Raw genomic sequence first — 20,608 nt, forward strand, 5'->3', positions numbered from 1 at the left:
GGGGTTTTCTCAGCTTTCGTTCGGCAGGTTTCAAGGGACTGCCCAGCGCACGCTGGTACGGTGGTGCCACTAGGAGTATGTCTGGTAAGCGAAGGAGACGACCATGGCAGACCGCCCCGCTGTAAAGAATGAAGCCGCAAAGAGGAAAACTGCAAAGAAGGAAGAGGCGTACCAGCCCCTCTGGGACACCGACCAGTCCATCCCGGAATACATGACGCTACTCATGGATCAGCAGGCCTCAGAACAAGAAGACGCTGAGCTGCACGAAGCCTCCGACAGCGAAGACTCCGACGGTAGCAACGAACCGGAAGACACCTCAGAAGGTACTCACGAAAACGAAGTAGAAAACCACCCGGTAGCGCTCGCCTCCACTCAGTCCACCGGGCCCGCCCAGCCTATGCTTTCTGCCCGTGAGCGGGCACAGGCAATGCAGACTCAGGCAATGCAGACTCAGACGACGCACGCCTACGGCGAGTACGTTCGGCTGGAACACCTCGGTCTGCAACCGGGCGCTATTCTGCCGGTCATCCCCGACCCGCTCTTCGGCACCCCCGACTCAAAACTCATCGAAATGCGCCTGCTGGACCGCTCGCTTGAATCCTCCGCACCCATGCAGGCGTGCGCTACCCACCTGAACCCGGTCAAATATGAGGAGAACCCTGTATCGCGGGCAGCCAAGCAGCAGCCGGTGGGCTACGTACCCATCAATAATCCGTTGGCTGGCACCAACATTGAAGAGATCGAGAGTCAGCGCACCTTCTGGAAGACCGTGCTTATTGTCCTACTGATACTGAACCCGTTTGTGCTGGTTCCTTTGGTGAGCATGTTCGATAGTAGTGCCGGCATGTCGATGCTGTTCTTCTTCATCATTATCGGTCTGGGCTCATTTTTAGTGGTGCCGATCCTATGGATTGTGGGTATTGTTCAGGCGGTGAAGCATAAGAATCAGCTGAGGGAACTCCTCCAGAAAATAGAGACGGCACATGCCGAGTTCTGGTACTACCTCGTGTACAACCGCCTGCCGGACGGCTACACGGGCGTCAATGGCTTCACGAAGGAAGAAGAGGATTCTTTCTCGGTGTACGAGTTTCTGAAAAAGCAAGAACACGCAAAGCTACACGAGGCCGCCGCACAGCGCGAGGCTGCCGCACTACATAAGCCCGCCGCGCATCCTGCGCTCGCTGATGAAGAGAAACAGGACTAACCTCGGCCAGCCCACACCGTATAACGACCTGCCCCTCCACGTACGTAACACCGCGTGGAGGGGCAGGGGCGTCTTTTTGTGTCATATTCGGGTTTCTTCGTCTGTTGTCCGGCGAGGGTTAATATTCCATTTACTTTGCCTTGATAGGGTGAAACCATCACGAGCGTTGCGACCAAGTAGAGCGAGGCGGGCACCCTCCGAGAACGGCGAGTTAGCCTGCCGCCGCACCTCAACGATTAGCTGTATCCACTCATCGATAGATTAGGAAAAGAACGATGTCCCAGAACCCGAACCCTGAACAGTACAACCAGTACTCCCAGCAGGCACCCTCCTACTCGCAGGCGCCGGGTCAGCAGCCCAACGGTTACGTAGTCTCCTCCAAGGACGACCAGAACATGGCGATGCTCGCGCACCTGGCTTCTGCAATTCTGTCTCTGCTGTCCTTCGCATCCGCAAGTATTCTCGCGCCGCTGGTCATGTGGTTCATCTACAAGGACAAGCCCGGTTACTCCTTCACTAAGGAAGCATCCCGCCGCGCGTTCAACTTCAACTTCTCCCTGTGGGTCATCAGCATGGCTTCCTGGCTGCTGATTATTCTGACCTTCGGCATCCTGGGCATCATCCTGTGGGTCGTCCCGATGGTTGTGGCTATCCTGATGGTTATCTTCCACAGCCTGGCTGCTCTGGCCGCAAACCGCGGTGAGCAGTACACCTACCCGATGACCTTCATCGAGATCATCAAGTAGTCTTCATAAGCTCATACCGGTAGCGCCCCCGTCCAAATATCGGATGGGGGCGTTGCCGTGCCCGGTGAGGCTCACCGGCACCGTATCCGGCACGCCTACCGCCCCGTCACACGGGACTTAAAGGGGCGGGCACGGTATCATTAGAAGAGGTATGCCTACCCGGATCATGAGGCGGTAGGTCGCCGCCGCGCCGTGAAATCCGGTGCGTATCTTCAAGGCTTTCAAGGAGCACAAAAATGTCAGCTGTCGTGATTGTGGGCGCCCAGTGGGGCGATGAGGGTAAGGGTAAGGCAACCGACCTGCTCGGCCCCCGCGTAGACTACGTGGTCAAGCCCAACGGCGGTAACAACGCCGGTCACACCGTGGTGGTGAACGGCCAGAAGTTTGAGCTGAAGCTGCTGCCCGCGGGTATTCTGAGCGATAACGCCGTCCCCGTGATTGGTAACGGCGTGGTTGTTAACCCCGAGGCTCTTTTCGCTGAGATTGACGGCCTTGAGGCCCGCGGCGCTGACACCTCCCGCCTGAAGATTTCCGCTAACGCACACCTGGTCGCACCCTACCACCAGACCATGGACAAGGTGACCGAGCGTTTCCTCGGCAAGCGCGCTATCGGCACTACCGGCCGCGGTATCGGCCCCGCCTACATGGATAAGGTTGGCCGCCTCGGCGTGCGTGTTCAGGACATCCTGGACGAGTCGATCCTGCGTCAGAAGGTTGAAGGCGCACTGCGCCAGAAGAACGAACTGCTGGTGAAGGTCTACAACCGCCGCCACGTTGAGGTTGACGAAATCGTCGAGTACTTCATGTCTTACGCTGAGCGTCTGAAGCCGATGATTGTGGACACCACCCAGCTGCTGAACAAGGCACTGGACGAGGGTAAGACCCTGCTGATGGAGGGCGGCCAGGCAACCTTCCTGGACGTTGACCACGGCACCTACCCGTTCGTGACCTCCTCCAACCCGACCTCCGGCGGCGCGTGCGTCGGTTCGGGGGTGGGCCCGACCCGCATCTCCCGTGTGATTGGTATTCAGAAGGCGTACACCACTCGCGTGGGTGCTGGCCCCTTCCCGACTGAGCTGTTCGATGAGATGGGCGAGTTCCTGCGCACCACCGGCGGCGAGTTCGGCGTGAACACTGGCCGCCCGCGTCGTTGCGGCTGGTACGACGCCGTGCTGGCGCGTCAGGCTGTGCGCATCAACGGTTTCACCGACCTGTTCATCACCAAGCTGGACGTGCTGACTGGCCTGGATAAGATCCCGGTCTGCGTGGCTTACGACGTTGACGGTGTGCGCCACGACGAGATGCCGATGACTCAGACCGAGTTCCACCACGCTAAGCCGATTTTCGAGTACTACGATGGCTGGACCGAGAACATTTCGGATGCGAAGAGCCTGGATGAGCTGCCCGAAAACGCCCGCAAGTACGTGCTGAAGCTGGAAGAGATTTCTGGCTGCCGTATTTCTGCAATTGGTGTGGGCCCGGACCGCGACCAGACCATCGTGGTCCGCGACCTCATCAACGAAGACTAAGCTAATAAGCTCAATACGTGAAAGCCCCCGGAGGGTGCCTTACAGGTGCCTTCCGGGGGCTTTTCCATGCCAGGTGCACACGCGGTGCACATGACCAGGCGGGGCGTGTGCCGTATGCTGGAAAGAGCGCCCACACACGTGGCGCCAAAGCGTTCAGAGGAGAAAAACGATGTCCTATATCACCGGAGCTATCTACCCGAGCTCGGACCGCCCTCAGCTGGGTGCCACCGAGGAAGAAACCCTCCGCGCCTACGCGGACGAGAACACCGCCGTAGCCCTCGGATACGCCAACCCCGACATCCACGAACTACACGCCCTGCAAAAAACCTTCAACCTGCACGAACTCGCCATCGAAGACGCCGGACGAGGCCACCAGCGCGCCAAACTAGAACGATACGGCGACTCCCTCTTCACCGTCATCCGCCCCGCCATCTACCTCGACAAAGAAGAAGAAGTGCGCCTCAGCGAACTGCACCTCTTCACCGGCCCCCGCTACACCCTCGCACTCGTTCGCGACGAACAGCGCATCAACGACAAGTTCAACCTGCTCTACGCCACCCCCGATGCATCCCCCGCCCGACTGCTGCACCGCATCCTCGACAGCACCGTCGACAGGTACGCCCCCGTGCTCGAGGGACTCGAGAACGACAACGACGAGATTGAAGACATCCTGTTCTCCGCGCACGACCGCCAAGACGCCAACTCCCTGGCGCAGCGCATATACGAGCTACTCAACCAGGTGATTGACTTTCAGCGAGCCTGCCGACCCCTCGAACCGATGATGGGTCGCATCATTGAAGGCCTACGCACCGGCGCGCTCGACCCGTCCCCCTACCCGGGCGCGAGCCAGGGCGAGGTTGAAGACGAGGCCGTGGAACTTGCCCGCCAGTTCCGTAATGTGCTCGACCACGTGGTGCACACGAAGGAACGCCTTGAGGATCTTCGTAGCTCCCTCGAAAACGCCCTGCGCGTGCACGACACCCTGCTCGGTCAGCAACAGAACGACGACACCAAGAAAATTTCCGCCTATGCGGCGCTACTCATGGTGCCCACCATTGTTGGCTCGGTGTACGGCATGAACTTTGAGGTCATGCCCGAGCTCAAGTGGGAGTTCGGCTACCCGGCGGCCCTGCTGCTGATGCTGGTCTCCTGTCTGCTCCTCTACTGGTTCTTCAAGAAGAATAAGTGGCTCTAACAGTCCACAAAACGCCACTGGCTAGGCCTTTAAACGCGTATGCCGCGTAGGGCATACACACATGCCTTACGCGGCGCGGTCGTACTGTGCGCGCATTGCGCGGCGGCAATCGCGACGCTCACGCTTGAACTTCTTACACACAGCCTCCGAATCGGCAAACATGTAGAAGTCCTCCGGCTCAGCCGACAGACCCAAAGTCGACAAGTGAACCAGCGACAGCATCGCGTAGAACATCTCGCGGCGCAGCTCAAAATTGCAGGCACCTGGAGCGGACTCCACCGCAAACACGCCGCCGGTGCACTCCAGCGCGCGCATCGCCCAGTGCTGAGTCCACAGGTCACCATTGACCGGGCTCACGCCCAGGCGAGTTAGCGCCAGGCCGGTACCCTGCACACGCTCAAAGCGCAGGCACATCTCCAGGTCCTTTTCCAGGGGGAACACGAACAGCAGAGCGTTCTGTGCCGCTGCACGCAGCTCAGCCAGGTTCACCTCGTAACCGGAAGCACCCTGAGTCAGGTGACGCATCACGCGGCCCATGGTCGAAGAGGCCGGCGCGGTGCGGAAGCACGAACCGTCAGCCACCAGCTGCTCCAGAACGCCGCGGAGCTCCTCCACGTTGAAACGCTCCATACGGACGATGGTGCCCGCCTGCATCAGCAGGTTAAACTCTGCATCACGGCACAGCTGCTCATCGGCGGTGCAGGAAATCTCTGCGTTTGCGTACTGGCTCTCGTGAGTGGTGTTTTCCATGACCGTTCCTTCCGTAGATGCTGAATCAACCTAGCGGCAACACCGCAGGAGACGGCGTGCCCGGTTGGAAGGATCGTCCCTTCCAACACCTACACTCTATGAGCGACCCCTGACACGATAAGCAGTTTTTAATCTACCCCGGGGTAAAACTGGGAAAATTCTGAAAAATTCTGAAACTACCCGTGAAACCCGGTGAAACCGCCCGTGAAACCTAGCGAAACCCAGCGAAACCCCGTGAAATAGAGAAAACCGGGTGCCCCCACAGTCGGGAACACCCGGTCACTCATACGGAGTAAGACGGCGCAACTAGCGCTGACGGTACAGCAACCACAGCATATACACGCCACCCAACGCGCCCGTCACCAGGCCCACCGGAATCTGGAACGGCGCCAACGCACGAGCCGACACAAAATCAGCCAGCACCAAAATTACCGAACCCAGCAACGCCGAATGCCACATCGCCATACCCGGAGTGTTCCACAGGCGGCGCGCAATCTGCGGGGCAACCAGCGCCAAAAAACCAATCGGGCCGGCAACAGAAATCGCCACAGCCACCAGGAGTACGGCGGCCGCCACCAGCATGTTCACGGTCCTCTTCACCGGCAGACCCAAACCCGCTGCCAAATCGTCGCCGAGCTCCAAGACGCGCAGGCGATGCGTCAGCATCAGCACCAGCGGAATAGCCACCAGCAGCAGCACCGCCTGCACCGACATCTGATTCCACGACAGCGCATTCAGCGAACCGTGCTGCCAGGTCTTCGCCGCCTCCGCCTTCTCCAAATCACCGCGCGTAATCAGGTAATCATTCACGGAACTGAGCATCGCACTCACCGCAATACCGATTAGCACCATCTTCTGACCCATTGTCGCGCCACCGCGCACACCCGCCAGAAGCATCACCACAGCCGCCGTCGCAAAACCGCCAATAATAGCGCCCATGCCCATACCCACGCCGGTAGAACTCAACGACCCAATCAGCACCACAGACAGGGCACCGGTCGCCGAACCCACCGTGAAGCCGATAATATCCGGCGAACCCAGCGCATTACGCGACACCGACTGAAAAATAGCGCCCGACAAACCCAAAGCCGCACCCACCACCACGGCGGCAAGCATACGCGGCAGACGCTGATTCAACACCAGCTGACGCTCAATCTCCGTGCCCTCACCCTGAAAAATCAGGCGAAACACCTGATCAGGGCTCATCTGATAACTACCAAACACCAGGGAGGCGACCGCCGCCACCACAAGCACCGCCACCACCAGCAGGGTACGCGGAATAGGGGTGCGGTAACGCCCCGGGATACGCACAGACCCGGCAACAGCAGACCCGGCTACAGAACGAGACACAACGCTCACAATAAAACCTCTCAGAAACCGGGGCCTACAAACCAGATACGCCAGTCGAACCAGACGAACCACGCGCAACAGGGCGCTGAGCACGATGCGGACCGTGCTCCGACACATGAGCCGGGCCCGCCTCGTCGTGCGCCTGCGCCTTCGAACCCATGCGGCCCTTCTTCGCACCGCGCGCACCGGCACTCAAACGCAGCACCAGAACCATCAGCACCGGGGCACCAATAAAGGCGGTCACAATACCCACCTCAAGCTCACTCGGCATCACCAGAACGCGACCCAGAATATCGGAGGCAAGTACCAACACCGGGCCGTACACCAGCGACAGCGGCAGCACGCGCGCAATGTCGGAACCCACCAGCAGACGCACCACATGCGGCACGACCAGGCCCACAAAACCAATCGGGCCCGCAATCGCAGTCGCCGCACCACACAGCGCCATGATCGCAATAATCGTCGCGCCACGCACCATTGTCACCGGTACACCCAGGCCAGCTGCCGCATCCTCGCCGAGTGCCAGGGCACGCAGAGGACCGATCAGCATGAACGACAGCACCAAACCCAACGCAACAAAGGGCAGCGCAGACAGCACCTGCTCAAAGGTGCGGTTCTCCAGCGAACCCACCACCCAGAAACGGTGCGAATCAAAAGCCTTCGAATTAAACATCGTGATAATGCCGGTAATCGTGCCCAGGCAGGCATTCACCGCCACACCCGTCAGCACCAGACGCGCCGTCGAATCCAGGTTCGGTTTAGAATCCACCAGGCCCATGACGAACACCAGCGCCGCCGCCAGACCCGAACCGGCCAGCGCCAGCCAGAGCTGAACGAACGGGGACGACACCCCAAAAACGCCCACACCGACCACCACGGAGGCGGCAGCACCCGAGTTCACACCCAGCAGACCCGGCTCAGCCAGCGGGTTACGGCTCAACGCCTGCATGAGCACACCCGACACCGCCAACGCGGCACCCACCAGCAACGCCGCGGCGGTACGCGGGGCACGCTTCGCCCAAATCAGCTTCGACTCGATGGTGTTCGCCTCCGGGTGGAGGAAACCGTCAATCGAGCGGTCCAGGGTGAACAGGCGCGAACCCACCGTAAACGACAGGGCGCAAAGCAGCACTAGCAGAACGCCGCCAATAATGAGCGCAACCGCCAGACGCGAGATAGACTTGCCACCCTGACCGCCAGAGGAGGCGCCAGATACGGCGTCCGAAGAAGCGGAGAGGGCACGAATTTTCGCCAGGGAGGCAGCGCTGACGGTGGGTCCGGAAGAGGGGGAGGTCTGTGGTGTCATAGGCTTTGGAGGTGGTGGGGGAGCGGTGTGCTCCCGTGCGGACGGAGGATGCTTAACGTATCAATAGATAAGTATTAAGTATCGCATATGCATATATGAGGTTATCCTAATAATATGGCAAATATGACGAACAAGATCACCCGCCGCTCCTTCGGCGCACTCGCACTCGGTTCCTTCAGTGCCCTCGCCCTGGCGGCATGCGGCTCCTCCAACACTTCCGGCTCTTCCTCCTCCGCGTCTGCTTCTGCGACCGGTAAGAAGGTGGCACCCTCCGCCCTGCCCTCCGGCATGGGCACCACCACCGTTGACGGCGAATTCCCCCGCACCGTCAAGCACTTCCGCGGTGAAACCACCATCAAATCCGCACCCTCCAAGGTCGTGATTCTCTCCACCGGTCAGCTCGACGGTGTGCTCTCCCTGGGCGTCGTGCCGGTCGGCGCAGCAACCGCAGGCGACGCCGACCTGGTCCCCACCTACCTGAAGACCAAGTTCTCCAATAAGTCCGCAGAGCTCGACAAGATTGCCAAGGTCGGCAAGCGCACCGACCCGGACGTTGAGGCCATCGCAAACCTCAAGCCCGACCTGATCCTCATCAACAACACCAACAAGAAGGACGAGCTGTACGAGTCCCTCGCCAAGATCGCGCCGACCGTGGTCACCGAGGGCACCGGCATCAACTGGAAGCAGGACTTCCTGCTGATTGCCGCCGCGCTGGGCACCACCGAGAAGGCTGAGAAGCTCATGGAGGAGTACAACACCAAGGCGAAGTCGGTCGGTCAGAAGGCTGGCAGCGAGAAGACCTTCTCCTTCCTGTACGCTTCCGCTGACCGCACCCGCATCTTCGCGAAGTCCTCGTTCGTGGGCTCCATCTGCGCGGATGCGTCCCTGGCACGTCCCGCAGCTGCGCAGGTTGCGAAGACCTCCATCGACTTGAGCTCCGAGCAGCTCGACCAGGCTGACGGCGACTACCTGTTCTACGGTGTGCAGGGCGGCGACGAGTCCAAGCTGACCGGTGAGGCGCTGTGGAGCACCCTCAAGGCTGTTACCGAGAAGCACGCGCACAGCGTGGATGCTGACATGTTCTTCCTGAACGCTGGCCCGGCTGCCGCGCTTGGTGTTCTGGAGACCATCGAGAAGGCGCTCTAAGCCTTTCTCGTCTCGTGTAGAGATTCGTTTTCGCTGGAAGCCCCGCATCTGTATCTTTCACGTCCTGCGCGTGAGGGTGAGGAGGCGGGGCTTTCTGCACGCTCTGCACCAGCGTTTCTGCCTGCCGGATGCACTCGTGACCGAAACCGGTGCGCGCCTGCCCGAAATAGGGTCTAATGGGGGTAGAAGGCGCCGCGGTACCGTTGCCTCGCGCCTTCACACCGAACCTTTCACACCGATTAATTCACCGACGAAACGAGCAAATCATGCCGATGAATAACCCCTCCGAAGAGACCCTGGCGCAGGCACGCCGCGTCATCGACGCGCTCAACGAGCGTGGCGCGCGTAAGCAGGCGATTCGCCTGAAGGTCAGCAGCCCGGACGCGCCGCTGCCGCAGACCGCATCCAAGTTTGGTGGCCGACCGTACCTGCCCGCGGGCGAGTCTGCACCGACCAATGAGAAGGGTGAGCCGCTGGGCATGATTGCGCAGATTAACTGCGCCGACCTGCCCGAAAAAGACATTTACCCGGCGACCGGCATGCTGCAGTTCTGGATCAACCCCAACGATGAAGAGTGCATGTGGGGTTACGACTACGAGAACCCGCTCTCGCAGAAGAATCACCGCGTTATCTACTACGAGACGCTGGGCGAGCCGAACCCGGATGCCCCGTACCCGACCGTGAACTGGGATGACTACGGCTGGCCCTTCGGCCGTGACGGCAAGGGTACCGCTGAGGAGGTTGTCGAGTACGCGCTCGCCTTCGAGACCTGGGAGCAGGGCTTCCTGGATGGCGGCTTCGAAATCTACGACCAGTTCGCTGACGCCTGGGACGAGATGTACCCGGATCAGAAGCTTCCCGAGGAACCGAACGCACGCGATAACGCCTCCTACAACCTGCTGGAGCCCTTCGAATCGGAGGAGAGGGATTACTCACATATTGGCGGCTACCCCTCGTTCGTGCAGGAGGACCCGCGCGATGAGTTCGAGGAGCTGCGCGGCCACACGGTGAACCTGCTGACCATCGAATCGGAGTGGGGTGAGGACGCCGAGGAGGGCGTGTACGTGATGTGGGGTGATGCCGGTGCGGCGAACTGGCTAATTACCCCGGAGGCGCTTGCCGCCCGCGACTTCTCGCAGGTCGTCTTTGAGTGGGCCTGCGGCTAAACGTGGTTTTGGCTGAATAGTCGAATGGGGAGGGAAATAGAGAATAACCGCTCTATTTCCCTCCCCTTTTTGTGTACCTTTTATCGGGTACGTCTAAGCAGCGCGATACTTACGGTTCTTACTACGCGGCGGAGCCGTAGGAACAATCAGCTTCGCCTCCACAAGACGGCGCAGATCATTCGTGATGGAGGTACGTGAAGCACCCCGACCCCAATGCTCTTGGATATATGTCGTGGAAACAGCCTCGCCCTGTGCACGCAGGCCACGCACAATACCAGCCTGGCGTTCGCTGAGGCCGTCAAGCGACGCATCGGCCCCCGCCGGTTCGACGGCGTCGGCTGAATGTTTGCCCGTGGAATGGGTTGCTTGCTGAGTCTTATCCTCAGGCGCGGTCTTCTGTTCCGTAGAAGACGCACCCTGCGGGGGCTGCATCAGAGTGACCTGCACATAGAGTAGACGGTCAGCAAACTGGGGAGCGGGCAGACCCGCCTCCTTCAGCGCGCGCAGAACCGTGGGAATACCGGAAGCCCTATTCTCTGCAATCAAACGCCCCGTACCCGGATCGGGCAGATCAGTCAGAATGCTTGCCAAGTAGCTGTTGCGGGTTGAAGAAACACCGGGCTGACCGAAATCTCGGATAGTCACAGCACCGTAGATACCGCCCGGGCTACGCACCACCAGGCGGTTGGTGTAGAGCTCAACCTGCACCTGCGAGCCGCGCGCACCCGGCGAGTAGTCGCGGTGCATGAGGGCGTTGACCAGGAGCTCGCGGATAGCCTCCAGCGGATACTCGTAGCGCTCAACCCGCCCGATACCGCTGCTGTTGAGGCCCTCCATCGTGGACGTTTTGCGCATATTGCGAACTAAAACGCCCATAGCTTCATCCAACATGGAGGGGATAGGGCCGGTACAGCTGTGATTGTCCAGGAAGCGTCGACCGTCCTCAGTAACCTCACCAAGCTCTTCACCGGGAAGAACAACAACGCTCATCATCAGCTGCGGGAAGAACGCCTGCGGGTATGAGCCCATGGCGAGAAGCGCTCCAAGAGTGGGTACTTCTCGGCCCTCAGAATCGATGCGTAGAATGCGTGCCTGCAGAAGAACCTCACGGTCAGAAAGCGCCGCAAAAACACGAGGCTGCTCCTCGCGCAGGCGAGCGACATAGGCACTCACAAGGGTGGGGGAGAGGTCCTTGAAGCTTGCCTCGCTGACCAGCTCCTCGTCGTAGCGGGGCTGACTGCGGTTCTCTAGGAGGCGGTCAATCTCGTACTTGGTGAGGCGAATATCGGCCTCGCCGACGCGCTGGTAGGAGCCGTTATACATGCCGTGTGCTTCGATGTAGTAAGGCTTCTGCGTCGGGTCGCCGGGGAGCACATCGATGCGCACGATACGGTGCTGCTCGTCTGCCGCCTCAACCTGAATATCTACCGGGGGTCGAGGTGTGATCTTGGAACGGATTGCCTCAACGGATGCGTCGTGGACTGCCTGTGCGTTGAAACCTTCAACTGGCTGTAGACCTTCTGCCGGGTCGGTGAGGCCAAGAAGAATGGTGCCACCGTCTCCATTGGCGAAGGCACTAACGGTTTCAAGAACGGACTTGGGGAACCCGCCAGCTGCAGCTTTGACTTCTACTCGCCCGTTTTCAGCCTGGCTACGGCGTAGGTTTTTGATGAGTTCGGCGGTGTTTGTTTCCATGCATGCTCCCGATGGCTACTTCTTGGTGAACGTCATAGCAACGTCATAACAACATCATAACAATTTCTGTCATGATGTTGTTATGATCCTGCGATGATGTTGTTATGATGCGATATTTTTGGTGTGCATTGAATTTTGAAAACCCCGGAATTACAGGATAAAACCGGGTATTTCTATCGGCACTGATTGGGCGCGCATCATAACAGTCGTCATAACAACTTCTGCTATGACGGTTGTTATGACGGCTGATATGATGCCCCGTCATAATCCGCAATAAACGACATATAGGTACCCGCACTTGGTGCACCCCGCCGCCGGTGGCACAGTATAAAGTCGAGCCACTATCGACTCCCCGCACACAGGCGGGCAGATACACCAGGAGCAAACCAATGGCTGAACACACTTTCGGCTTCCGCACCCGCGCACTACACGCGGGCGGCACCCCCGACGCCGAGCACGGTGCCCGCGCGGTCCCCATCTACCAGACCACCTCCTTCGTCTTCAAAGACGCTGACGACGCCGCGAACCTCTTCTCCCTGCAGAAGTACGGCAACATCTACTCGCGCCTGTCCAACCCGACCGTCGCCGCGCTGGAGGAGCGCATCGCCTCCCTCGAAGGCGGCATCGGCGCGGTAGCGACCGCCTCCGGCATGGCTGCCGAGTTCATCACCTTCGCGGCTCTGTGCCAGCAGGGCGACCACATTGTTGCTTCTTCGCAGCTGTACGGCGGCACCGTCACCCAGCTGGACGTGTCCCTGCGCCGCTTCGGCATTGAAACCACCTTCGTGCCCGGCACCGACCCCGCCGACTACAAGGCGGCACTGACCGAGAACACCAAGGCAATCTACACCGAGATCGTGGCGAACCCCTCCGGTGAGGTTGCCGACCTGGAAGGCCTCGCAGAGGTCGCCCACGAGGCGGGCATCCCCCTGGTCGTGGACGCCACCATCTCCACCCCCTACCTGATTCGCCCCCTCGAGCACGGCGCGGACATCGTTATCCACTCGGTCACCAAGTTCCTGGGTGGCCACGGCACCACCCTCGGCGGTGTCGTCGTCGAGTCCGGCCGCTTCAACTGGGGCAACGGCAACTTCCCGTCCATGACCGAGCCCGTGCCCTCCTACAACGGCGTGTCCTGGTGGGGTAACTTCGGCGAGTACGGCTTCCTCACCAAGCTGCGTTCCGAGCAGCTGCGTGACTTCGGCCCGTCGCTGAGCCCGCAGGCCGCGTTCAACCTGTTGCAGGGCGTCGAGACTCTGCCGCAGCGCATGGACGCTCACCTGGCCAACGCCAAGCAGATCGTCAACTGGCTGGTTGAGGATGAGCGCATCGCCTACGTGAACTACGCCGGCCTGGAAGACCACCCGCACCACGAGCGCGCGAAGAAGCTGCTGCCGCTGGGCGTCGGTTCCGTGTTCTCCTTCGGTGTGAAGGCGACCGAGAAGGCCTCGGGCCGCCTGGTCGGTGGCGAGTTCATCGGTGCGCTGCAGCTGGCAAGCCACCTGGCGAACATCGGTGACTCCCGCACCCTGGTTCTGCACCCGGGTTCGACCACGCACCAGCAGCTTTCGAGCGAGCAGCTTGAGGCCGCCGGCGTGGGCGAGGACCTGATCCGCATCTCTGTGGGTCTGGAAGACGTGGAAGACATCGTCTGGGACCTGGATCAGGCGCTGACCTACGCGACCGGCCTGAACCACGCCGGTGAGCGTGTGGGCGAGTCCAGCGCGGACAAGGTTGTGGAGGCTGAGGAGGCGGTTGCCGCCGCCAAGGCCGCCGAGGACGCTGCCGCCGCTGAGGCTGCTGGCGCATCCTGCTCCCTGCCTACTACCACTCAGGAGGAGAAGTAATGACTGAGAAGCGTACCTGGGTGGGTCCTTCCGCCCCTGAGCGTCTGAACATTCTGCGTAATACCCGCACGATTGCGATCGTGGGTATGAGCGATAAGATTTCGCGCGCCTCCTACTTCGTGGCGACATACCTGCAGTCGGCTTCGCCGTACAAGCTGTATTTTGTGAACCCGATTCTGGCGGCAAAGGGCAAGCTCGTGCTGGGTCAGCCGGTGTACCCGTCGCTGCAGGACCTGCCGGAGGTCCCGGATCTGGTGGAGATTTTCCGCCGTAACGAGGACCTGCCGGGCGTGGTTCAGGAGGCCGTGGATCTGGGCGCAAAGACCGTGTGGATGCAGCTGGGCTCCTGGAACGAGGAGGCCGCCGCAATCGGTGAGGCCGCCGGCCTGAACGTGGTGATGGATAAGTGCGTGAAGATTGAGCACGCACGTTTCCACGGAGGCCTGCACCTGGCCGGTTTCAACACGGGCGTGATTTCTGCGAAGCGTCAGGTGCTGTCGAAGTAGTCTGCGCTGTTGAGCCGCGGTTACCGTAGCGTGTAATTACAAAAATCAAGCGCGTATTCGTCAGCGTGTAAAAGAGGGGCGTACCCGGGGTGATTCCCGGGTGCGCCCCTCCTTCATTGAGGATGATGCGGTGATATAAGCAACCAGAAGATAACCAGGAAAACGCCCAGATTCCTTGAGCGCGTGTGGCTCCAATGTTATTGTTGTAGTAACAGTCCCCCCTCCGCCTCTGGGTTTACCTAAGCGCATCTCGAGGGGGTCCTTTTTTATGTTCGGTTCTACGGCGAACCGAAGTAAGGAGAGCAACGGCATTGCCCAAGGAATCGTGCGTATTTCTACCTTCAATAGAGGAGCAGAAGGAATACCTTGTTGCTAAGAGGTATTTTCCTCAGGGAACGACCCTGAGCGACGATGACCGAGACATGCTTGCATGCTCTAATTTCCACTACCTTCTGGGATACTTTCGTAATTACAACAAATACAAGAGCGAGGGGCTTCTGCCTGAGAATCCAGACATTTCGGATGTTTTAGATATTGTGCGCATGGATGTGGAGGTCTCTTCCCTCCTGTACGGGTACATGAGGCAGAGCGAACAAGCGATTCGAGCTGCATGGGTGGATGTATTTTGCACTTACCGTAGTCCCCATGAGTACCTCAACCCGGATGCGTATCTCTGCATGAATCAGGACAGGCCAGTAGATGCGCTCATCAAAGATATGATGCGGCACATCCTGCGATACCGTGAACCGTATGTTCGTGAGCGTATCGAGGAGTGGTGGAAATCCTGCGGAAAAGGTTCCTCTAAAACTCCTTCCGAAAACCTGGATGACTGGCAGGATGTTGAGGAGCTTCGATTGAAGATGCAAAAAGAGCTTCCTCTGTGGTCTGTTGTTGATTCGTTTTCTTTGGGACTTCTCTCCCATGCGGTGGTTCAAAGTTATGCTTCAGAAACCTCCACCGAGTCTGGAGATGCTGAAAAGCTGTTGCTCTACAAAAAGACCGCAGAGTATATGGGCGTAAACCATAAGCACTTTGAGGGCCGTCTTAAGTCTCTGACCACTCTGAGAAACCGTGTAGCTCACGGTTCTCGCCTCTGGATGATGCCGACGACTGATACCTCTGCAAAGCCCAAAATTTTTGCTAAGGACCTCCGCGAGGCGGACCCGAAAGGTATGTTGGTCAGCTTCGCTAACGTCGCCCTTTTGCAAGGAAACACCCGTCGTCAGCGGGAGGCGTGGAAAGCGATAAAAGCTCTAGTGGAGCAGAACGAGAGCTACTGCGTTGGTGTAGGTTCGCAGAAAATCTTCTAAAAACGGCGTCGGTCCTGCAGTTACCTCGCATCATGACGCTGACATGCTCATGAGAGTAAGCGGAGGGGCGTACCCGGGGTGATTCCCGGGTGCGCCCCTCCTTCTATGCCCGGTGTAGTGCCCGGCAGGGCATCCGGCGTGTTGGGGCGAGATTGAGGGCGCAGCATCGCCCCTAGTGGAGGGCAGTTCAGCTTTAAGGTAAACCTACCCTTATGTTCTGGGGTGCTGAGCCGGTATCCTAGTGTGGAGCCCGGCGGCCGGTACTCAGCACACACGCGTACCGACCGCCGGGTTTCTTTCTCTTGCAGATTGTGACGGAATGTTACGTTGAATTCTTTCCGACCGGGAATAGCTGTAGGATAGCCAGCGTTGCACCCGCAGAGAGGGGCACACCGCACGATGCCCCCGGGTTACCTCAGGGTGACAACCCGCAACTACAAGAGCATCAACCACCACACGAAAGAAGAACAATATGTCCGCAATGATTAACCGCCGCACCGTCCTCGCAGGCTCCGCATTCACCGGCCTAGCTGCACTGCTCGCAGCGTGCGGTTCGTCCAGCAGCAGCACCGCATCCAGCACTAACAAGCTGGAGGCTATCAAGTCTGCTGGCAAGATTCGTGTGGGCCTGGAGGGTACCTACCGCCCCTTCTCCTTCCACGAGTCCAACGGCACCCTGGTCGGCTTCGAGAAGGAAATCGCCGACCTGATTGCCAAGGACCTGGGCGTGACCGCCGAGTTCGTCGAGACCCCCTGGGATTCGCTGATTGCCGGTGTGGACGCTGACCGCTACGACATTGTCATTAACAACGTCTCCGCAACCGATGAGCGTAAGCAGAAGTACGACTTCTCCGTACCCTACCTGTACTCCGAGCCGAAGGTTGCTGTGAAGAAGGATTCTTCCCTGCAGAACGTGAGCGAGATTTCCGGCCACTCCTCGGCGCAGTCTGAGACCTCGAACTTCCGCAAGATGGTGGAGGCGAAGGGCGCCTCGATCGTGGTTGTTTCCGGTTTCGACGAGGCCATCGAGCAGGTCCTCTCGGGCCGCGCCGAGATGACCGCGAACGACTCCGTGTCCTTCGCTGAGTACTTCAAGGAGCACCCGGACGCTAACCTGCGCCTGCTCTCCGGTGACCTGGGTACCGGCAGCAACTCCTCCATCCTGATGGCTAAGGGCCAGGACGCCCTGCGCAACGCTATCGACGAGTCGCTGAAGAAGCACCTGCAGAACGGTGACATCAAGGCGATTTACGAGAAGTACGTGGGCGAAGACCTCTCCCCGAAGAACTAATACTTTCTATAAGGAGCTGAGTTCCGTTCATGGAACGCTACCTGAATCTTTGGGCTGAGTCCCTGCCTCAGCTGCTGGCCTCGACGGTGGCAGTGACCATTCCGCTGTCGCTGATTTCGTTCGCGGTGGCGCTGCTGGTCGGCATTGTGTCTGCTGGCGCGCGTACGAGCCGTTTTGCGCCGGTGAACTGGCTGGCGTGGGTGTACATTTGGGTTTTCCGTGGCACCCCGCTGCTGGTTCAGCTGTTCATCGTCTTCTACGGCCTGCCGAAGGTCGGTATCGCACTGGACGTATGGAGTGCCGCGATCATCACGATGAGCCTGCACACCGGCGCGTACGTGGCGGAAACCTTCCGCTCCGCGGTGGCGGCTATTCCCCGTGGCCAGTTTGAGGCGGCGGCAACCCTGAACTTCACCCGCATGCAGACCCTGCGCCACGTGGTGATTCCGCAGGCGGTGCGCATCGCGCTGCCGAACCTGGGCAACAACTTTATTGACCTGATTAAGGGCACTTCGCTGGTGTCGGTTATTTCGATGGTTGACCTGTTCCAGACCGGTAAGCAGATCGCGTCGCGTACCTTCGAGCCGCTGGCAATGTACTCCGAAGTCGCCATTATTTACCTGGTGATTTTCACTCTGCTGACCGCCGCGCAGTCGGCGCTGGAGAAGTACAGCAACCGTTACGTGAGGAGCAACAATGCTTAGCGTTGATTCCCTGTCGAAGAGCTTCGGCGAGACGCAGGTGCTCAAGAACATCAGCCTGGACATCCCCGACGGTGAGACCACGGTGATTCTGGGCCCCTCCGGTAGCGGCAAGTCGACCCTGCTGCGCTGCCTGAACCTGCTGGAAACCCCGCAGTCCGGCACGCTCACCATTGATGACGCGCAGGTGGATTACAGTCAGAAGCTCACCGACGCGCAGGTGCGTGATATTCGCTCCCGCTCGGCGATGGTGTTCCAGCAGTTCAACCTGTTCCCGAACTACACGGCGCTGAAGAACGTGGCGCTCGCCCCGACCCTCAACGGCACCCTGGACGCCAAGCAGGCTGAGGAGCGCGCCCGCGAGCTGCTCGCCAAGGTGGGTCTAGCCGATAAGACCGGCTCCTACCCGGAGTCGCTCTCGGGCGGTCAGCAGCAGCGCGTGGCGATTGCCCGCGCCCTGGCGCTGGAACCGGCATACCTGCTCTTCGACGAGCCGACGAGCGCCCTGGACCCCGAGCTTGAGGCCGAGGTGATTCGCGTGCTCATGCAGCTGGCGAAGGAGGGCCGCTCTCTGGTCATCGTGACGCACAATATGGCGTTTGCGAAGAAGGTCGCGGACCGCATCGTGTTCCTGGAGAACGGTACCCTGCGCTATAACGGTGAGCCGAATGGCTTCTTCGCCTCGGACGATGAGCGTATCCGCAAGTTCCTGACCGTGTACGACAGCACTGAGTACACGATTTAGTTGTACTGTACATAGTAAATATGGGCTGGTTTCTGCCCGTCAGATAAGCATCTAACCAGCGGAAACCAGCCCATATTCTATATTCAGCATATATTGGCTTTTACTCTGAAAGCCCCTTAGAGCGGCGGTACTCCTCCAGCTGCTCAGCGTTAATAACCTCAAGCTGCTCAGTGAGCGGCTCACCGGGCGACCAGCCCTCATTAGCGACGGTGCGGTCCTCCTGCTTACCAAAATTGAAGAGGCGCGGGCGAGGCACACGAAGCTCAGCCGGAGTGGTCGGCAGCTGCCAATTCTTCATATGGGAGAGCACACCCAGCACCAAACACAGCAGAATGGACAGACCCATCGCCAGGTTCGGGCGGTGGAATAGGCCCGTCACGAGGGCGGTCTCGGCGGCACCCACAAACGCCACGGTAGCGTACAGAGAGTTACCACCAAAGATCGCCGGAATACGGTTGACCATAATGTCACGGATAACGCCGCCACCGACCGCGGTGGTCACACCCAGTGCGATAGCGGGCAGCCAGTGCAGACCCAGGTTCAGGGACTTAATGGTGCCGGTTGCCGCCCACGCGCCCATACCGATGAAGTCAATGATGAGCATGGTTCGGGTCGCCCAGCGGGCACTCAAATCGATACTGTACGCCAGAATCGAGGAGCCGATAGCACCCACCCAGTAGCCGCCGTCGGTGAGCGCCACGGGCAGACCAGAGTTCAGCAGGATGTCACGGATCATACCACCGCCCATGCCGCAGGCGACCGCGAGCAGCAGGAAGCCCACGATGTCGAATCGGAAGGCGCGCGCCACAGCACCGCCGAGCAGGCCGTTAGCAACAACGGCGGCAATGTCGACGATGCGGAATACCTGATCTGGGTCAAAGAGCTCGTGCATGGGCGTTCTCCTGCGTACGTGATGCGTGTGCTACGGGTGCCGGTAGGGGGAGGCGCGCGCAACGGGGGGGTCGGGTGACGACGTTATCACCGCATCCGGCTCTGTTTGCCTGTGCGCGTACCTGAATTGGCACCGATTTATTGTAGACCCGCCGCCGCTCCTACTCCTAGTTGAAAAGTGCTCATGACGAGCTCTGAGATGGAATCAAGAAGCTTGTGGGCGCGCTAAAAGGTGGGCGTAGAATGAGTGAATCTCCACCCCCCCAAGGCCGTCATGATTGTTTTTGCGCTGGGTTCTTTCCAGTATGGTAGCGGCATCATTTCTTCGCTACTGTTGGCGTTGAGCCCCCTGAACGCGGTGGAGTCCATGACGGTGATGATGCTTGCCGGCACGGCGCTGTCGGCGCTCATGGTGTGGTTGCCTTCGCGTAGCCGGAACGCTCGCTAAGCTGGGACTAGACGAAATCTGCGTAAGGTGAAAGGAGCCGCTGTGGCGGTATCTCGCGACGAAGTTTTCGGGGTCCTGCAGGGAATCGTACCCCGCCTGGAGGAGGCGCTTCCCGGCTGGTCGGTGCGCCCCAACATCACGGGTACCGGCGCGGTGGGGCTCTACCTGGACGGCCCCGCAATCTACCGGGACGGCGAGCCCCTGGCCGGCGTGAACGCCAAGGGTGAGCCGGTCGCCCGGCACCTGTGCGGCACGATTCAGACCGCCGACCGCGGCCTGCCGCAGGAGCTGGGGCAGGTGCGTTACCAGTACATCCTGGGTGTGAGCGTGGCGGAGCACGAGAGCGAGTACCCCGAGCCGGCCGACCTGGTGAGAGTGGGGGAACCGAGTTGGATTTCTGCGCTGAGGGCCCTGGAGGTGCTGGTGGAGTCCAAGGGCTGCGAGGCGCTGTTCATCAGCCGCGGCGGGTACGTGCCGGGTCGCCGCGCCCTGGGTAAGCGCCGTGTGGCGCTGCGGCGCGAGTTCTTTCCGGGTAAGCCCTGGCTGGGTTTGGGCACGATTGACTGGTGTGCGGGCGTGCGCTCGACCCCGGTGTACGCCGAGGATCTGGTGGCTCTGGTGGCCGCGGCGACGCGCCTGGCGAGTAGCTGGGATGCCGCCCTGCGCACGGGCTCGGCGGGCAGCTAAAACATAAAACAAAGCGGCGCATCCGACCCGTGATGGGTGGATGCGCCGCTTGGTCAAGCTCTAACGCTGAGTGGGTTTAGCCCAGTGCCTCAGCT

At 60.0% G+C, this 20,608-nt stretch carries 19 protein-coding genes; 14 read left to right on the forward strand and 5 right to left on the reverse strand.

All coding sequences use genetic code 11. The features are described from left to right. Positions 1-103: 103 nt before the first annotated feature. The 4 genes from HMPREF2971_RS05150 (at position 104) to HMPREF2971_RS05165 (ending at position 4,674) form a co-directional block, all read left to right on the forward strand. Entirely contained in the window at positions 104-1,204 is a 1,101-nt protein-coding gene (locus HMPREF2971_RS05150) for a pyruvate ferredoxin oxidoreductase (RefSeq protein WP_070691745.1), read from the forward strand. A gap of 275 nt (positions 1,205-1,479) precedes the next feature. Then, the gene (locus tag HMPREF2971_RS05155; protein WP_012904287.1) at positions 1,480-1,950 is read left to right on the forward strand and encodes a DUF4870 domain-containing protein; all 471 of its coding nucleotides are present in this window, start codon (positions 1,480-1,482) and stop codon (positions 1,948-1,950) included. A 236-nt stretch (positions 1,951-2,186) separates the two neighbouring features. Then, entirely contained in the window at positions 2,187-3,479 is a 1,293-nt protein-coding gene (locus tag HMPREF2971_RS05160; RefSeq protein WP_049338292.1) for an adenylosuccinate synthase, read from the forward strand. A 169-nt stretch (positions 3,480-3,648) separates the two neighbouring features. Then, on the forward strand, positions 3,649-4,674 hold the full coding sequence (locus tag HMPREF2971_RS05165; protein WP_049357905.1) for a magnesium and cobalt transport protein CorA: 1,026 nt from the start codon (positions 3,649-3,651) through the stop codon (positions 4,672-4,674). Between the two features lie 66 nt (positions 4,675-4,740). Here HMPREF2971_RS05165 and HMPREF2971_RS05170 read toward each other — a convergent pair whose 3' ends face one another. The 3 genes from HMPREF2971_RS05170 to HMPREF2971_RS05180 all read right to left on the reverse strand — a co-directional run bounded on the left by HMPREF2971_RS05170 (position 4,741) and on the right by HMPREF2971_RS05180 (position 8,080). Beyond that, positions 4,741-5,424 carry an integrase gene (locus tag HMPREF2971_RS05170; protein WP_070641763.1) on the reverse strand — a complete coding sequence of 228 codons (684 nt, stop codon included), beginning with the start codon at positions 5,422-5,424 and terminating at the stop codon, positions 4,741-4,743. Between the two features lie 306 nt (positions 5,425-5,730). Next, entirely contained in the window at positions 5,731-6,783 is a 1,053-nt protein-coding gene (locus HMPREF2971_RS05175; protein WP_070634262.1) for a FecCD family ABC transporter permease, read from the reverse strand. A 25-nt stretch (positions 6,784-6,808) separates the two neighbouring features. After that, positions 6,809-8,080: a FecCD family ABC transporter permease gene (locus HMPREF2971_RS05180; RefSeq protein ID WP_070691747.1), complete on the reverse strand. Its 1,272-nt coding sequence runs from the start codon at positions 8,078-8,080 to the stop codon at positions 6,809-6,811. A 123-nt stretch (positions 8,081-8,203) separates the two neighbouring features. Here HMPREF2971_RS05180 and HMPREF2971_RS05185 point away from each other — a divergent pair, with 123 nt between their 5' ends. Both HMPREF2971_RS05185 and HMPREF2971_RS05190 read left to right on the forward strand, forming a co-directional pair. Next, positions 8,204-9,226 carry an ABC transporter substrate-binding protein gene (locus HMPREF2971_RS05185; protein WP_070691865.1) on the forward strand — a complete coding sequence of 341 codons (1,023 nt, stop codon included), beginning with the start codon at positions 8,204-8,206 and terminating at the stop codon, positions 9,224-9,226. Positions 9,227-9,492: 266 nt separating this feature from the next. Continuing rightward, positions 9,493-10,392 (forward strand): YwqG family protein, encoded by a 900-nt coding sequence (locus tag HMPREF2971_RS05190; protein ID WP_070691749.1) that lies wholly within the window; start codon positions 9,493-9,495, stop codon positions 10,390-10,392. A gap of 93 nt (positions 10,393-10,485) precedes the next feature. On the opposite strand, the gene HMPREF2971_RS05195 is transcribed toward HMPREF2971_RS05190, so the two are convergent. Next, positions 10,486-12,087 carry an ATP-binding protein gene (locus tag HMPREF2971_RS05195; protein ID WP_070691752.1) on the reverse strand — a complete coding sequence of 534 codons (1,602 nt, stop codon included), beginning with the start codon at positions 12,085-12,087 and terminating at the stop codon, positions 10,486-10,488. Positions 12,088-12,476: 389 nt separating this feature from the next. On the opposite strand from HMPREF2971_RS05195, the gene HMPREF2971_RS05200 reads away from it, so the two are divergent. The 6 genes from HMPREF2971_RS05200 (at position 12,477) to HMPREF2971_RS05225 (ending at position 18,487) form a co-directional block, all read left to right on the forward strand. Beyond that, a complete protein-coding gene (locus HMPREF2971_RS05200) occupies positions 12,477-13,934 on the forward strand; it encodes an O-acetylhomoserine aminocarboxypropyltransferase/cysteine synthase family protein (RefSeq protein ID WP_070691754.1) in 1,458 nt (485 codons plus the stop codon). Then, a complete protein-coding gene (locus HMPREF2971_RS05205) occupies positions 13,934-14,440 on the forward strand; it encodes a CoA-binding protein (RefSeq protein ID WP_049343553.1) in 507 nt (168 codons plus the stop codon). Before HMPREF2971_RS05200 ends, HMPREF2971_RS05205 begins: the two co-directional genes overlap by 1 nt. Positions 14,441-14,751: 311 nt before the next feature. Then, on the forward strand, positions 14,752-15,750 hold the full coding sequence (locus HMPREF2971_RS05210) for an Abi family protein (RefSeq protein WP_070691756.1): 999 nt from the start codon (positions 14,752-14,754) through the stop codon (positions 15,748-15,750). 472 nt (positions 15,751-16,222) lie between these two features. Then, positions 16,223-17,041, forward strand: coding sequence for a transporter substrate-binding domain-containing protein (locus HMPREF2971_RS05215; RefSeq protein ID WP_070691759.1), 819 nt, complete (start codon positions 16,223-16,225; stop codon positions 17,039-17,041). 29 nt (positions 17,042-17,070) lie between these two features. Next, positions 17,071-17,745, forward strand: a complete 675-nt coding sequence (locus tag HMPREF2971_RS05220) for an amino acid ABC transporter permease (protein ID WP_049340190.1) — start codon at positions 17,071-17,073, stop codon at positions 17,743-17,745. Then, positions 17,738-18,487 (forward strand): amino acid ABC transporter ATP-binding protein, encoded by a 750-nt coding sequence (locus HMPREF2971_RS05225; protein WP_070605125.1) that lies wholly within the window; start codon positions 17,738-17,740, stop codon positions 18,485-18,487. Before HMPREF2971_RS05220 ends, HMPREF2971_RS05225 begins: the two co-directional genes overlap by 8 nt. 100 nt (positions 18,488-18,587) lie before the next feature. On the opposite strand, the gene HMPREF2971_RS05230 is transcribed toward HMPREF2971_RS05225, so the two are convergent. Next, on the reverse strand, positions 18,588-19,379 hold the full coding sequence (locus HMPREF2971_RS05230) for a trimeric intracellular cation channel family protein (protein ID WP_070691761.1): 792 nt from the start codon (positions 19,377-19,379) through the stop codon (positions 18,588-18,590). Between the two features lie 246 nt (positions 19,380-19,625). Between HMPREF2971_RS05230 and HMPREF2971_RS05235 the strand changes: the two genes are divergently transcribed. Together HMPREF2971_RS05235 and HMPREF2971_RS05240 are read left to right on the forward strand one after the other, a co-directional pair. After that, entirely contained in the window at positions 19,626-19,826 is a 201-nt protein-coding gene (locus HMPREF2971_RS05235) for a hypothetical protein (RefSeq protein ID WP_070691764.1), read from the forward strand. Positions 19,827-19,868: 42 nt separating this feature from the next. Further along, a complete protein-coding gene (locus tag HMPREF2971_RS05240) occupies positions 19,869-20,513 on the forward strand; it encodes an L-alanine-DL-glutamate epimerase (protein WP_070691766.1) in 645 nt (214 codons plus the stop codon). Positions 20,514-20,608: the final 95 nt, after the last annotated feature.

The organism is Rothia sp. HMSC066G07 (assembly GCF_001814485.1).
In the GTDB taxonomy this organism is placed as follows: Bacteria; Actinomycetota; Actinomycetes; order Actinomycetales; family Micrococcaceae; genus Rothia.

Excerpts from the sequence above, each read along its gene's own strand:
- HMPREF2971_RS05215 (WP_070691759.1), top strand. The coding sequence starts at position 16,223 with ATGTCCGCAATGATTAACCGCCGCACCGTCCTCGCAGGCTCCGCATTC.
- HMPREF2971_RS05160 (WP_049338292.1), top strand. The coding sequence starts at position 2,187 with ATGTCAGCTGTCGTGATTGTGGGCGCCCAGTGGGGCGATGAGGGTAAG.
- HMPREF2971_RS05205 (WP_049343553.1), top strand. The coding sequence starts at position 13,934 with ATGACTGAGAAGCGTACCTGGGTGGGTCCTTCCGCCCCTGAGCGTCTG.
- HMPREF2971_RS05220 (WP_049340190.1), top strand. The coding sequence starts at position 17,071 with ATGGAACGCTACCTGAATCTTTGGGCTGAGTCCCTGCCTCAGCTGCTG.
- HMPREF2971_RS05225 (WP_070605125.1), top strand. The coding sequence starts at position 17,738 with ATGCTTAGCGTTGATTCCCTGTCGAAGAGCTTCGGCGAGACGCAGGTG.
- HMPREF2971_RS05155 (WP_012904287.1), top strand. The coding sequence starts at position 1,480 with ATGTCCCAGAACCCGAACCCTGAACAGTACAACCAGTACTCCCAGCAG.
- HMPREF2971_RS05195 (WP_070691752.1), bottom strand. The coding sequence starts at position 12,087 with ATGGAAACAAACACCGCCGAACTCATCAAAAACCTACGCCGTAGCCAG.
- HMPREF2971_RS05200 (WP_070691754.1), top strand. The coding sequence starts at position 12,477 with ATGGCTGAACACACTTTCGGCTTCCGCACCCGCGCACTACACGCGGGC.
- HMPREF2971_RS05185 (WP_070691865.1), top strand. The coding sequence starts at position 8,204 with ATGACGAACAAGATCACCCGCCGCTCCTTCGGCGCACTCGCACTCGGT.
- HMPREF2971_RS05190 (WP_070691749.1), top strand. The coding sequence starts at position 9,493 with ATGCCGATGAATAACCCCTCCGAAGAGACCCTGGCGCAGGCACGCCGC.
- HMPREF2971_RS05180 (WP_070691747.1), bottom strand. The coding sequence starts at position 8,080 with ATGACACCACAGACCTCCCCCTCTTCCGGACCCACCGTCAGCGCTGCC.
- HMPREF2971_RS05150 (WP_070691745.1), top strand. The coding sequence starts at position 104 with ATGGCAGACCGCCCCGCTGTAAAGAATGAAGCCGCAAAGAGGAAAACT.
- HMPREF2971_RS05170 (WP_070641763.1), bottom strand. The coding sequence starts at position 5,424 with ATGGAAAACACCACTCACGAGAGCCAGTACGCAAACGCAGAGATTTCC.
- HMPREF2971_RS05165 (WP_049357905.1), top strand. The coding sequence starts at position 3,649 with ATGTCCTATATCACCGGAGCTATCTACCCGAGCTCGGACCGCCCTCAG.
- HMPREF2971_RS05230 (WP_070691761.1), bottom strand. The coding sequence starts at position 19,379 with ATGCACGAGCTCTTTGACCCAGATCAGGTATTCCGCATCGTCGACATT.